Origin of the sequence: Neobacillus sp. GCM10023253, from assembly GCF_042653105.1 — a bacterium.
In the GTDB taxonomy this organism is placed as follows: Bacteria; Bacillota; Bacilli; order Bacillales; family Cytobacillaceae; genus Neobacillus; species Neobacillus citreus.
The window spans coordinates 74,851-89,100 of record NZ_JBHSHV010000014.1; the positions used below are offsets into that span (position 1 = coordinate 74,851).

Below are 14,250 nucleotides of genomic sequence, written 5' to 3' on the forward strand. Positions count from 1 at the left end.
TGTGGATAAAACAAGCTTAGACATTATTCGACAAAACTAAACGAAAAGTCCTGGATAAATTTTACTAGTTTTACAACAAAGTTACAATTAATTAAAGAATCATTACACTTTTCCTACAATTCCCTTAATCTTCGATTGATATGTTTTATTGGGGTGTCAAAATTGTCACCAAATTGGTTTTTTAGAAGAAAAGGAGGGAATTTTATCGTAATCTGACTTTTATCGTTTTAAAGATTCGTAGTTTTTAAAAACGTAAGGGATTGAGGGGAGAGGCATTGAAGAAAAAGATGAAGAAGATGAGGAAGAAGCAAAATCGTGTGCTTTCATCGCTATCCGTCATGGCGATGTCTATTAGTTTGTTTTCACCACAAGCATTGGCGATCGAAACAACTAACCAGGTACCGGGAGAAACTGGGACACCGACAGATCAAGCGCCAGGAGAAAGTAAGACGTCAACTGAACAGGTACCAGGAGGAACAGGGGCAGCAACTGAACAAGTACCAGGTGAAAGTGGAGCACCAGCAGAACCCGTGCTAGGAGAAAGCGGTGCACCAACTGAGCAAAAGCCAGCAGAACAAGAGGTACAATCAAATTCTGCCCCACAAATCAATCATACGCCAGTGACGAGCTTGGAACAACCGGAAGATATCAGTATCTCAGCAAAAATTGCTGACGATGAAGCCATCACGGAAGCAAATGTTTTTTACAAAACGAATAAGGATACAGATTTTAAAAAGATGGCTATGACGGCTGGAAACATTGATGGGAATGGATTTACGGACTATGCGGTCAATATTCCGCAATCTGCCATAGAGGGGGCGGCTAGCCTTCAGTATTATATTGAGGCATCGGATGGGGTGAATGTTACCCGTAATCCTGCTGAACCAAGTGAAATATATACGATTCAAATTGGTGAAGAAGTGGGTGGCGAGGGGCCTTATTTGCAAATCACAGAGGTCTTGTTTAATTCCTTGGATTATAGTTCAACAATGGGCGAGTCCTACGAATACATTGAACTTTATAATAACAGCAATCGCCCCATCCCTTTGAATCAATATAAGCTTAGATACGGAAATTGGGCGAATCCTTCGCTTAATGAGTTTGAGATTCCAGGTGATCGCATTCTGCAGCCGGGTGAAACGATTGTCCTTTGGAACCAAAAAACAAACCAAGGTGCGACTATTCAAGATTTCATCGCCAACTATGGTGGAGTCATTTCCGAGAATCAGATTGCTATTTTAGAACCTTTTTATGGATTTGTTAATACCGGTGGACACCATTTTACCTTAATGACCAAAACAGGAGAAATTGTTTCGAAGGTTACTTATAATATGCAAGGAAGTTCTACTGATAAATCGGATGATCAAAATGGCAAAAGTGCTATTTATAAAGCCGAACCTACTGGTGATCCACTTATGACGAAGATGGCTAGCAAAGTCTCTCCAACACCAGGAACGGTTTTGCCTGAGCAAATGCCTAATAAGAAAGTGCAGCTTCCAGAGGACTTTTTAAAGCCAATCATTCAACATATGATTCCAACGGGATCTACTAAGGTGCAGGATCTACCTATTACTGCCTATGTGACAGATGACCAAAATGTAAAGGGAGCAAATTTATTTTATAAGAAAAAAGAAGATGAAACCTTCCAATCCATTCCGATGTCTTCCGGTACGGATGGTCAATATCATGCCGTCATTCCAAAAGAGGCGCTGGAAGGGACAACCAAGCTCCAATACTATATTGAAGCGACAGATGGTCTGAATGTGGGAACTACATTGGATACAGAAGGAAAATTGTTCGAGATTCAGATTTTTAAGTCGGACAAGCAGGTTGAATCCAGTCTGTTGATTACCGAGATTGTTCCTGCGAATGTTGGTACGGAGAAGTACGAGTATGTAGAGGTTTACAACAATACAAACAAAGAGCTCAATCTAGAAGATTATAAACTTCTTTTTGAAAATCGAGGCGGTGCTTCAACGCTGATCGATATTCCAACTGATTTTACTTTACCAGCTCAAGAAACAGCTGTTGTCTGGCTTCAATCCTATGACAGTAAGAAGGAAAGTATTGCCCAATTCAAAGCTCACTATGGTGCAAAACTTGATGAGAGCAAGGTACTGCCTGTTTATTGGAATGGTCTTGGCCTGCCGGATGCCGAAGAGGGCAGAATTCTGATTGCTGCCGATGCCGCTTATCCTGTTTCACATGCGGATAAGGGGATCATTTCACAAGCATGGTTCAGTGTCACACAGGATGATGCCATTGATGGAAAAAGTGTTGTCTATGAGTATCCAAAGGATGGAAGTAACCGGATGTTCTTAAGAGGCTCTGGTCAACAGCCAACACCAGGTGTGCTGGTAAATGCCCAAGTACCGGATGTGCCGGTGGAAGTGGCGGCAGACGAAGTGAGTCCAGTCATCTCCCATCAGCCTTCAACAGCTCCTCAGGAGATAAAGGATTTTACTTTGGAAACAAAAGTAACCGATAACCAATCTATTAAGCAAGTGAACTTGTATTTTAAACGGAATGGGGCAGAGGAGTATACACGTGTGAATATGCTCCGTTCAGATGATGGAAAGTATATTTCTGAACTCATTCCGCGTTACCAAATTCTGAATGCAGAATCTATTGAATACTATTTCACGGCGACGGACGGCTTCAATGCTGTATCTACTCTGGATGATGGAGGTAAGCCTTATCAACTTACCTTTGCTGGTCAGACCGAGCCACTGGTGTTGAACGTTAAGGATGGTGAATACCTGCGTGGAACTGAGGCTTTGGAGGGGCGCAGCAAGACAGCTGATCATCAGTTAAGTATGTCGATCGATGGTCAAGTGCTTGAAACGCAGCCGTCTATGCCGGAAGATGCTTATATTTCCTTTGAAGCACAAGATATGCAAGCCTCCTTTAATAACGGGCTATTCGTTAACGATGAACTTGCATCGATCATGCCGGGTGTGACCAATTATAAATCTGCTATGCTGCCATTACCAAAGGAAATGATCAAACCTGGAGTAAACAAAATAACCTTGACCTCAGGGAATAAAATTGATCCTAAAGGGCTGGAAGGTAATAACGATGATTACCATCTGCAAAACGTAGAAATCCTGCTTTGGAATGGGGACAAACCAGCGATCACTGCCCAAATTCAGTCAGATACCGGGAAATTAACACCAGTTGCGGATCCGAAAGCAAGAATCACCATTAAAGATACATTGCCGCAGATCCACTATACGATTGATATTCCGGCAGCTGCATTCCCGGCTGTTGCAAAAAAAATCGATACGACAACGTTAACAGATGGAGAGCATCAGCTGCAGCTTACCAGTGCAAATGGTGAATCGATTTCGAAAACGGTGGTGGTAGATAACACAGCACCTACTATTGAAACTCTTTCTATTGAAGACGGAAAATCTTATAAAGAGCAAGTGAGCTTAAGTGTGACGGCAACAGATGCTGGTTCCGGAGTAGAGACCATCACTGCCTTATTGGATGGAAAACCGGTAGAGCTTCCGTTCTCTCCAATTTTAGAAGCTGGTACACATACGTTAGAAGTGAGTGTAACAGATAAAGCAGGAAATGTAACAACGAAAAAAGTATCTTTTACGATGATTAACCATAATCCGGATCAGCCAAGTGAAGCAAAGCCTTCCGGTGATTCGAAGGTAAATGGCAAAGCGGATCTTAGTGTCAAAGTGACCGACCCAGATGGTGATGCACTGGATGTTGGTTTTTACAAAGCGTATAAATACGACTTTGCTGGAGGATCACAGATCACTGCCTATTCCAACAAGACTGACCGCGAGCCGCCATTAGAATTAGTTCCTTCCGGAGAGGAAGCTTTCTCTAATGATGCCATTGCAAAGGTAAAAGAGAAAGATGGCCAGTATTTCGTGAACGATACGAATGGTGAATTTCCCTATCACCGATTCGATTTTACAATCGATAAAGAACTCTCGCCAAATGATGAAGTCGAGGTCGTATGGAATGGCCATTCCCTTGAAGGCCGCCAAGTAACGATGTATACGTGGAACTATAATACTCTAAAATGGGAAAGGGCGACATCCGGAATTGGCAATGAGGACTTTGAATTACGAGCGAAAGTGAATGCAGGGGACATGGTGCGCGATAATACGGTGCATGTGTTAATTCAAGATTTATTCCCATCACCAGAAGATGTAGATTTCACCTTTGCATGGGTAAGTGATACCCAATATTATACAGACGCCTATCCAGACATTTATCGAACCATGATGAAATATTTGGTTGATCAAAAGGATGAAAAGAAAATCATCTATTCGATTCATACTGGGGATATCGTTGACGATTGGTACCGTCCTGACGAATGGGCTGTTGCCGATGAAAGTATGAAACTGCTTGATGATGCAGGTATGAACTACGGGGTAGTGGCTGGAAACCATGACGTCAACTTCTCTGAAGCGGATTACTCCGAGTACTACAAGTATTTCGGCAGAGATCGTTTTGAGAAGCAGCCAACCTATGGCGGTGACAACCACAACAACCGTGACCATTATGATCTTGTTTCCCAGAATGGCCAGGATTTCATCGTTATGTATTTAGGCTGGGATGTTCAAGGGGAAACCATTAAGTGGGCGAATGAGGTTCTGCAAAAATATCCTGATCGTCAAGCCATTATCGCCACTCATTCTTACATTACGCCAAGCGGTGCCTATGGAGGGGACGGTCAGAAGATTTGGACTGACATCGTCGCTCAAAATAAGAATGTATTTATGGTCCTTTGCGGGCACTATCATGGAGTTGCCTATAATGTAAAACATACGGATGATGGCAGAACAGTAGTTGAAATGTTGTCTGATTATCAGTCTGGATTAGAAGGCGGCAGCGGATATATGCGTTTCCTTCAATTTGACCTTGATAATCAAAAAATCCATGTCAATACGTATTCGCCATACAAGGATGACGAAAACTTCTTTGACGAACCAGGCAAAGATGAATTTGACATTGATTACCAAGTAAGACCTACTGCTAAACAAGTGGCCACTGATTATATTGGTGTCAATGTTTATACAGATGAACAAATCGGTACAAGCGAGAACGTCCAGAGTGGATCAGCGGCTAGTGTGGAGTGGAAGAAACTTCCTGGTAATAGCTTCAGCAGCTGGTATACAAAGGTGAAAGATAAATTCGGTGGTACAGCCGTGTCGGATGTTTGGAGATTTAAGACAGGGGCACCGGTGGATAGACCCGGAAATGAGAGGAAGAATAATTAGGGGGTCAGACCCACTCGGTTAAAGTGTTAAAGTGTGAGGGCTGTGCGAAAGGCATAGCCCTATTTTTTTGTTGTTGAAATTCATCGAACTATCATGTGATGACTGGGGACGGTTCGAGACCACTGAAAAACACTCCTTTCCGTGCCTTCTTAAAGACCAACTGCCTAGGGGAAGGCAAAAATGTCTTTAATAAGCCTTCTATTTTGCCCGTGAGTGCAAAAAAGTTTCGCACCGGTAAAAATAAGCGGTCTATTCTGCCCGTGAGTGCAAAAAAAGTTTCGCACCGGTAAAAACAGGTGGTCTATTCTGCCCGTGAGCCCAAGAAAAGATGCGTACCGGTAAAAATAAGCGGTCTATTTTGCCCGTAAGCCCAAGAAAAGAGGAGCACCGGTAAAAATAAGTGGTCTATTTTGCCCGTGAGCCCAAGAAAAGAGGAGCACCGGTAAAAATAAGCGGTCTATATTGCCCGTGAGCCCAAGAAAAGATGAGCACCGGTAAAAATAAGCGGTCTATATTGCCCGTGAGCCCAAGAAAAGAGGAGCACCGGTAAAAATAAGCAGTCTATATTGCCCGTGAGCTCAAGAAAAGATGAGCACTGGTAAAAATAAGCGGTCTATTTTACCCGGGATAAACCAAGGTTCCTTTTTCAAAAAAAGGTTAGCTTCCACTGATGATATCATTCAGCAGAACTCTAACCTGAAATTATTTGATTCTTTCTGTTATCTTGTATTGTTTGATTTTACTATATAGGCTTACCCTCGAAATCCCCAATAGTTTGGCCGCTGCACTTTTGTTACAATAGGTTTCTTTCAGCACTTCCTCAATCCGTTCCTTCTCTTTTTTAAAAGGAAGGAACGTAAAAGATGCCCTGGTTTTACGAGCCACAGCTGCTTATGAACAAGCCAATCTATGGAGAAACAGTTGGCCTGAAATAGTTAAAAATCTCTAGGAACGGTGCCTAGTCACCGCCCGGAAAAATCTTGTTTTATAGAATGTTTTATGATTATTGTGAATGAAGAGAGTTGATCATTTAAGGAATGGTTGGCTCTTTTTATTTTTAGAACAGGTGCGAAGGTCAACACCCGAATGCAGACATTTGGATTTAAAGTTGGTTTATAAGATTCGACATTCCTCTGTTACCAATACAAATAGAAATTCAGTTTCAGAAAAGGCGCTTGCCAATACTAAACAATCGTTTGAGTAAATGACAAAATTTTTGGAAGAAGGTGTATGGAAAGCTGAATATATCTATATTTCCACCCATGTATTGCCTGCAGTGAGGGCTGCATTGGACGGGTCTATATTCAGGAATGCCGATGCTTTGCACCGTCAATCGTGCGATTACTGACGATTCTCTCTATGAAATTACAGCAGCCAAGATCCGGCGCGTCCACTTAGTCAATAACGATCCGATTCATCTGGAAACAAGCTATTATTCCTTAACCAAGTTTCCTTATTTGGATCAGTATATAGAAGAATCTAGCTCCATTTATAGCATCATAAAAGACAGGTATTTGACCAAAGCTGTTAAAAACCATAAAACACTGAATGTCGTCTACCCGACAGTAGAGCAGGACAAACTGCTTCAGCTGACTCAAGACAATATTTTATATGAAATTGAGAAGCTGGCATACGACGAGAAGGGTGAGGTCATTCACTTTGCCAAATCGTATTTGCCAACGGATAAGGTCTCGTTTACCATTACTACTGAATAGGTTGAAACAGGATTGTCTCCAGTTCCTTGGGGTTCAATCCTTAATTTTTGAATGCCAACAGTGACTAAGGCCGGGTTCTTCTTAAGCCCGGCCTTTGTTTTATTTGTATGATTCTTGCAGACCATATTTTTTCAGTTTGTTATAAAGTGTCACGCGGGAAATTCCTAGCAATTTGGCAGCGGCCATTTTGTTTCCATAGGTTTTTTTCAGGGCTTGGATTAACTTTGACCGTTCATCTGCGGGAACGTTGTCCCTTTCTTGGAGTGGCGTTTGATAATCCCGCATGATAAGGTCATTTGGCAGCTGGGCTGATGTGATGCGATTATCATCTGCCAGGATTACCAGTCTTTCAATCGTATTTTTCAGCTGGCGGATATTGCCTCTCCAAGGAGAATGCATGAAGGTTACCATCACCTCTGGGGCGATGTCAGGGATTGGCTTTCTATATTTATAGGCAGACTCTTTTAAAAATAATTGGACGAGTTCAGGCAAATCTTCTATTCGCTCACGGAGCGGCGGAATTGGAATCGTCACGACATTGAGGCGATAGTATAAATCCTCGCGAAACATTCCATCCTTGATTAGGATTTCCAAATCCCGGTTGGTGGCAGAGATAATCCGGACGTCGACGGGAATCGGCTGGGTGCCGCCAACCCGGTAATATTGTTTTTCTTGGAGAACGCGCAACAGTTTTACTTGAAGTTCCAGCGGCAGCTCTCCGATTTCGTCCAGGAACAAGGTGCCGTTTTTGGCCGTGTCAATTTTTCCTCGTTTGCCTTCCTTGACCGCTCCCGTAAATGCCCCTTTCTCATAGCCAAATAATTCGCTTTCAAACAGTGCTGCGGGGATGGCGCCGCAGTTGATCGCCACAAAAGGCCCATCGGAACGGGCACTCGCTTTATGAATGCCCTGGGCAAACAGTTCTTTTCCGACCCCGCTTTCCCCTGTAATCATCACAGTCGCATCGGTTTGCGCCACTTTTTTAGCCAGCGTAATCGCATCATTTATTGCCCGGCTTCTTCCTTTAATTTTATGAAAAGCATCCTCGATTTCTTTCGGCTCGATTTTACTTTCGAGGTCCTGAATATAGGCAGTGGTTGTGATTAATTCATCATTCAGCCTTACTATTTCGGTAATGTTACGTTCGACAGAAATGCCGCCGATCACTTTTTCCTCTGCCATGATCGGGAGTGTATTGATTAGTACGTGAACGCCTTCCTTGGGCTGGTTGTATTGTTGGAAGACTCCTTTGCCTTCTTTTAACGTGGACATTAATACCACTGATTCCTTTTTAAAAAATTCGGTTATTTGGGCGCCAATGATTTTTTCGGCAGTGGTTTCATACAATTCCTCAGCCTTAGGATTCCAGGCAATGACTTTTCCAGCGGCGTCCACGACGGTAATGGCGTCATCAACGGTACGGAGGAAGGTTTGATATACCTTCGTGAGATTCTTCCATTCTTGAAAAATCGTTCTTATTAAAATTGCAATAGGTATGATACCTGCTGGATTCCCAGCCTCATCGATTAACACAATATCCTGGTTGAGCGCAAGAGACCCTAGATCAAGTTCGGAAAGTAAAGTATGGGCAGGAATTCTTTTCACTTCATCACTGACTTTATCCTGCTCGAACGGAATGGAGAGAGAGTTTAGTGAGACTTTTTCTTTTAACATACCATCACCTTATACATTATTTAATAGTTTACAAAAGTGTTTACCTCTTTACACTTAGTTTACACTTTTGTACAAGATAATTGTACATAACTTTTAGAAGATGCAGTTTTTTTGAGGGGATTCTGCATTGGCATGATACTTGCATTATAAATAGGTACAAAAAAAAACGGACTTTTTGTTGAAATAGCATGTTTGATGACAATCGGAAAATTGGAGGATCACACAATGGGACTAACTAGAGACTTTTTTATCTACCTTTCGCAAAATAAAGCTTTAAACAGCGGAGCTAAACGCTGGGGCTTGAAAATGGGGGCACAGTCGGTTGTTGCCGGTACAAACATTAAGGAAATGGTTGAAAGTGTCAAGGCTTTGAATGCTCATGGGATTTCCGCCACCATTGACAATTTGGGTGAATTTGTTTTTCAGAAAGAAGAGGCACTAGAGGCAAAGGAACAAATCCTAGCGGTTATTAAAGCTATACATGAAAATAACTTAGATGCTCATATTTCTCTAAAGCCTACCCAGCTTGGCTTGGATATTGAATACACGTTTTGCGTTGATAATCTAAGGGAGATTGTAGCGCTGGCCCATGAGTATAACATCTTTATCAACTTTGATATGGAGGATTATGGCCATCTTAAACCATCCTTTGACATCATTGATGAACTATCCGTGGACTATGATAATATTGGGACGGTCATTCAGGCCTACTTCTATGAATCTGACGAAAATATCAAAAGATACAAGGACTATCGGTTAAGAATTGTAAAAGGGGCCTATAAAGAACCTGAGAATTTAGCGTATCAGGATAAAAAGGAAATTGACAAGAACTATATCCGGCTCATCGAATACCACTTGCTGAACGGAAAGTTTACGTCCATCGCCACACATGATCATCGGATTATTGATCATGTAAAAGCATTTGCAAAGAAACATCAAATTCCAAAGGATAAATATGAATTTCAAATGCTCTATGGTTTCAGGAAAGACTTACAGTTGGAGCTTGCGAAAGAAGGATTCAACTTCTGTACCTATGTGCCATTCGGAAAGGATTGGTACGGCTATTTCATGCGCCGTCTGGCTGAGCGTCCACAGAATTTAAATCTTGTGTTTAAACAAGTGTTTAATAAGAGAACCAACACCCTATTGGGAATTGGTGCAGGTGCGTTTATAGCTGGAAGAGTCAGCAAAAAAAATTAACCAAGTCATTCGTTCTATTAATATACTTATATAATTTTCTATTTCATTAAAAGGAAGGAACGTGAAAGAATGAGTAACGGAATTTTCAAAATCCCAACACCTACAAATGAGCCTGGCAATGCCTATACCCCAGGTACAAAAGAGCGGGAAACATTAAAAGCAGAATTACAGCGTCAATCTGAAATTGTAGTCGATATACCTGTGATTATTAATGGCGAAAATATTAAGACAGATACGGTGAAGCAAGTGGTTATGCCACATGACCATCAACATATTTTAGCAAACTATTCACAAGCTGGAGAAAAAGAGCTGCGTGATGCGGTTGAAGCAGCGATGGCTGCCAAAGAAGCATGGGCAAATATGGCCTGGGAACATCGCGCCGCTATTTTCTTAAAAGCTGCTGATTTAATCTCTGGACCATATCGTGATGTCATGAATGCTGCGACAATGTTAGGACAGTCCAAAACAGCTGTTCAAGCTGAAATTGATTCAGCCCAAGAATTAATAGACTTCTTACGTTTTGGCGTTGATTATGCAAATCAGGTTTATCAAATTCAGCCAAGCAGCATGAAGAATGTATGGAATCGTACAGATTATCGTCCATTAGACGGTTTTGTATTGGCGATTTCTCCATTTAACTTCACAGCCATTGGCGGAAATCTGCCAGCAGCTCCTGCGATGATGGGGAACGTAGTCGTTTGGAAACCAGCAACAACTTCTATTCTAGCAAACTACTACTTTATGCGTATTTTAGAAGAAGCCGGATTACCAAAAGGCGTCATCAACTTCGTACCTTCTCGTGGTTCACAGGTATCTGAAGTGGTATTAACAGACCCTCGTATGTCTGGATTCCACTTTACTGGATCAACAAGTACGTTCCAGACGATTTGGAAAACAGTTGGAGAAAACATTGCAAACTATAAATCTTATCCTCGTTTGATTGGGGAAACAGGTGGTAAGGACTTTGTATTTGCTCACGAAACGGCACAAGCAGACAAAGTAGTAGCGAACCTTGTTCGTGGTGCTTTTGAATACCAAGGTCAAAAATGTTCAGCAGCTTCTCGCGCCTACATTCCTGCAAGCTTGTGGGAAGAGGTAAAGGCTGGTTTAGTAGAAGAGACTGCAAAGCTTAAAGTTGGGGATGTCCGCGACTTTAGGAATTTCATGGGTGCTGTTATTGATAAGGCGGCCTTTGATTCGATTACGAGCTATATCGATTACGCAGCAGCTTCTGAAGAAGCAGAAATTATTGCTGGCGGTACTTATAATGATTCTGTTGGATATTTCGTTCAACCGACCATTATTGTGACAAAGAATCCAAACTTTAAGACAATGGTAGAAGAAATTTTTGGACCAGTCTTAACCATCTATGTTTATGAAAATGATAAATTGGAAGAAACATTGGAGGCAGTTGATACAGCTTCTATGTATGCCTTAACAGGTTCTATTTTTGCACAAGACCGCGGAGCCATTCTTCATTTAGAACGCCGCTTATCGGGTGCAGCCGGGAACTTCTATATCAACGATAAACCAACTGGTGCCATGATTAACCAACAGCCTTTTGGCGGTTCTCGTGGTTCTGGCACAAACGATAAAGCAGGTTCTGTCTTTAACATGATCCGCTGGACAAGCCCTCGAGTGATCAAAGAAAACTTTGTGCCAACTTCAGTAGTGGCCTATCCATTTATGGATGAAGAATAATTTAATATGTAAAAAAAGAGGTTGAACTGATTCAACCTCTTTTTTATTTTACTAGATTTGCGAAGCGGAATTATCTTATATGCCCACTTTAGTTGAATATCTGACGGTGTTGATGTAATATTCAGATTATTATAAAGCATAGGGACGGTTCTTCTGCCTCACAATGAGGCAAGAGAACCGTCCCCATGCATCACTTTAATATTAGTATAAAAAGAGAGGCAAGTGTGTGAGCAAATGGGGTTACCAGGCAAAATAGATGAAAGTGTTCGTTTACAGTCCAATAGAAAAAGAAAATCTTTTCTTCACGATATTAATAGTCAAAATCTATCGTCAGGTCTGATTTCCAGCACATTGCTAATGACAGGTCCGGCGTTAATTATTTTGCAGGCTGCAGCGGCCGGCCATTTTACGAATGAGCAAACGATTACCTGGATGTTTGCCGCTAATTTTTTCCCCGGTGTAGTTGGCGTTTTGATGGCTCTTCTTTTTCGAAAGCCGATCACCGGAGGCCATTCCATCACGGGAGTGGCTTTCCTAGCAACGGTTACGGCCCATTTTACCTTTCCGGAACTCATCGGCGGATATGTGTTGTCTGGGCTTACGATCATGATCATTGGCGTGTCGGGACTTTTTACAAAAATCATCAAGTGGGTGCCGAAGGAAGTGATATCGGCGATGCTGGCAGGATTGGTGACTGGATATGTGGTGAAACTGATTCCGGCCATTCAAGAAATGCCGGTGGTCGGGGTGGCGGCCTTAGGCAGCTTTTTTGTATGCACCAAATACAGCAAGCGGATTCCTGCCGTCATGGCAGCGGTCGTCGTGGCGTTTGTGGCGCTTTTTTTCACACAGGATCTCGACTTGAGTTCACAGGGAATTCCTTTTTCCTTGCCATCACTGCATGCTCCGGAATTCTCGTGGATGGGAGTCTTGACCTTGGCGCTCCCGCTTGCGATGTTAGTCCTTAGCAATGATGCGGCACCGGGAATAGGCGCCTTGGAAAGCGAGGATTTTGACCCACCCATCCGTAAAATTGTCACCATTAGCGGTGTGTTTTCAAGCATCACGGGTTTTTTTGGCGGCCATTGCGCGAACATCGCCGGTATGATGACAGCGATATGTGCAGGACCTGATTCCGGCGAAAAGTCAAAACGATATGCAGGTTCTGTTTTGTCAGGGATTTTTGTGATGTTGTTTGGTATCTTTGCCTGGAAAATCGTGCCCTTCATCCAATCCTTGCCTCAGGCATTTGTCTCGTTGCTGGCGGGCTTTGCCTTAATTGGGGTGCTGCATTCCAGTTTGCAGCAAGGGTTTTCCGGAAGCCGCTATCGCCTAAGTGCATTAGCTGCCTTTCTAATCGCTCTGTCGCAAGTATCCTTTCTCCACATCAGCGCACCTGTTTGGGCGCTCATAGTCGGGGCTGTGATTGCGAAGATTGTTGAGAAATAATGAAGCATGGGGACGGTTCTCGTGCTTCAAAATTTAGGGTGAGGCAGAGGGCGGTTCTCGTGCCTCATTTCTATTTGAATTCCAAAAGAATGATGCATTAGAACCGTCCCCGTGCCTCCAAAAATCTAGGCGGAGAGCCTAGCCTAGGTAATTTTTTTATGGCCTTTTTAAATTAATTACCATTTATTTGGATATACTTTCCGGCTTGATGTGGTTACTTTCCATTTTGATGATTTTACTTTCACTTTCTAACCGAATACTTTCCGTTTTCCCACTTTTACTTTCCAAAATCCCCAATATACTTTCCACCCCTTTTTATCGCTCTTTGGAAGTACCCGATAATGGGCTTCTTATCTAAACTTTCCCCATTTTTCAAGATTTGGGGAATGTTTTCAGGTAATATGATTATTAAGAATAGAAGCTATATGGTTAAAATGAAGTGGGTATGATGATACGGGGAAGGAAGTGCAAAAACAATGGATTTTGAAACGGTTATGCAGGAACTTGAGGCGCTCGGCAAAGAACGATTGAAAAAGATGTACATAGGCAATGGTGCACACGAGCCGGTATTTGGCGTGGCAACAGGTGCCATGAAGCCACTCTCAAAGAAAATCAAGAAGGATCAGGCTTTGGCCGAGCAGCTTTACGCCACCGGGAACTACGATGCCATGTATTTTGCCGGCATCATTGCGGACCCAAAGGCCATGACGGAGGAGGATTTTGACCGTTGGATGGATGGGGCGTATTTTTATATGCTTTCCGATTATGTGGTGGCGGTCACATTGGCAGAAGCCGATATTGCGCAGGCTGTTGCTGATAAATGGATTGCCAGCGGGGAAGAACTGAGAATGTCGGCAGGGTGGAGCTGTTACTGCTGGCTATTGGGGAATCGAAAGGACAATGAATTTGATGCAAGTAAGCTTGCCGATATGCTGGATCAGGTGGAAAAGACGATTCACGATGCTCCCGATCGAGCAAAATCTGCTATGAATAATTTTATCTACACCGTTGCGATTTCCTATGTGCTGCTCCACGATAAGGCGGTTGAAACCGCAAAAGCAGTAGGTCTAGTCGAGATCAAGCGGGATAAGAAAAAGAGCAGTATCCTGAATGCTTCCGAAAATATTCAAAAGGAGATTGATAGAGGGAAGCTTGGGTTTAAACGTAAATATGTTAGGTGCTAGCACTACACGGGAACGAAGCTCAATACAACATTGGAAGGTCGCTAACAAACTAGGATAAGTGGCTATTTCGCGATC

General features: G+C 42.6%; 8 protein-coding genes. 6 read left to right on the forward strand and 2 right to left on the reverse strand.

Annotated features, from left to right (window positions below; translation table 11 throughout):
• The first annotated feature begins 275 nt into the window (after positions 1-275).
• Positions 276-5,252: a lamin tail domain-containing protein gene (locus tag ACFPA1_RS18270; RefSeq protein WP_378584540.1), complete on the forward strand. Its 4,977-nt coding sequence runs from the start codon at positions 276-278 to the stop codon at positions 5,250-5,252.
• A 702-nt stretch (positions 5,253-5,954) separates the two neighbouring features.
• On the opposite strand, the gene ACFPA1_RS18275 is transcribed toward ACFPA1_RS18270, so the two are convergent.
• Complete coding sequence (locus ACFPA1_RS18275; RefSeq protein WP_378584542.1) at positions 5,955-6,137, reverse strand: helix-turn-helix domain-containing protein; 183 nt, start codon at positions 6,135-6,137, stop codon at positions 5,955-5,957.
• 425 nt (positions 6,138-6,562) lie between these two features.
• On the opposite strand from ACFPA1_RS18275, the gene ACFPA1_RS18280 reads away from it, so the two are divergent.
• On the forward strand, positions 6,563-6,967 hold the full coding sequence (locus ACFPA1_RS18280; RefSeq protein WP_378584544.1) for a UTRA domain-containing protein: 405 nt from the start codon (positions 6,563-6,565) through the stop codon (positions 6,965-6,967).
• 99 nt (positions 6,968-7,066) lie between these two features.
• Here the strand turns inward: ACFPA1_RS18280 and ACFPA1_RS18285 are convergent, their stop codons facing one another.
• On the reverse strand, positions 7,067-8,641 hold the full coding sequence (locus ACFPA1_RS18285; protein ID WP_378584546.1) for a sigma-54 interaction domain-containing protein: 1,575 nt from the start codon (positions 8,639-8,641) through the stop codon (positions 7,067-7,069).
• A gap of 225 nt (positions 8,642-8,866) precedes the next feature.
• Here ACFPA1_RS18285 and ACFPA1_RS18290 point away from each other — a divergent pair, with 225 nt between their 5' ends.
• The 4 genes from ACFPA1_RS18290 to ACFPA1_RS18305 all read left to right on the forward strand — a co-directional run bounded on the left by ACFPA1_RS18290 (position 8,867) and on the right by ACFPA1_RS18305 (position 14,175).
• Complete coding sequence (locus tag ACFPA1_RS18290; RefSeq protein ID WP_378584548.1) at positions 8,867-9,841, forward strand: proline dehydrogenase family protein; 975 nt, start codon at positions 8,867-8,869, stop codon at positions 9,839-9,841.
• 69 nt (positions 9,842-9,910) lie between these two features.
• Positions 9,911-11,542, forward strand: a complete 1,632-nt coding sequence (gene pruA, locus ACFPA1_RS18295; protein ID WP_378584550.1) for an L-glutamate gamma-semialdehyde dehydrogenase — start codon at positions 9,911-9,913, stop codon at positions 11,540-11,542.
• Positions 11,543-11,776: 234 nt separating this feature from the next.
• Complete coding sequence (locus ACFPA1_RS18300) at positions 11,777-12,991, forward strand: benzoate/H(+) symporter BenE family transporter (protein ID WP_378584552.1); 1,215 nt, start codon at positions 11,777-11,779, stop codon at positions 12,989-12,991.
• Between the two features lie 476 nt (positions 12,992-13,467).
• Positions 13,468-14,175, forward strand: a complete 708-nt coding sequence (locus ACFPA1_RS18305; RefSeq protein WP_378584554.1) for a DNA alkylation repair protein — start codon at positions 13,468-13,470, stop codon at positions 14,173-14,175.
• Positions 14,176-14,250 lie beyond the last annotated feature (75 nt).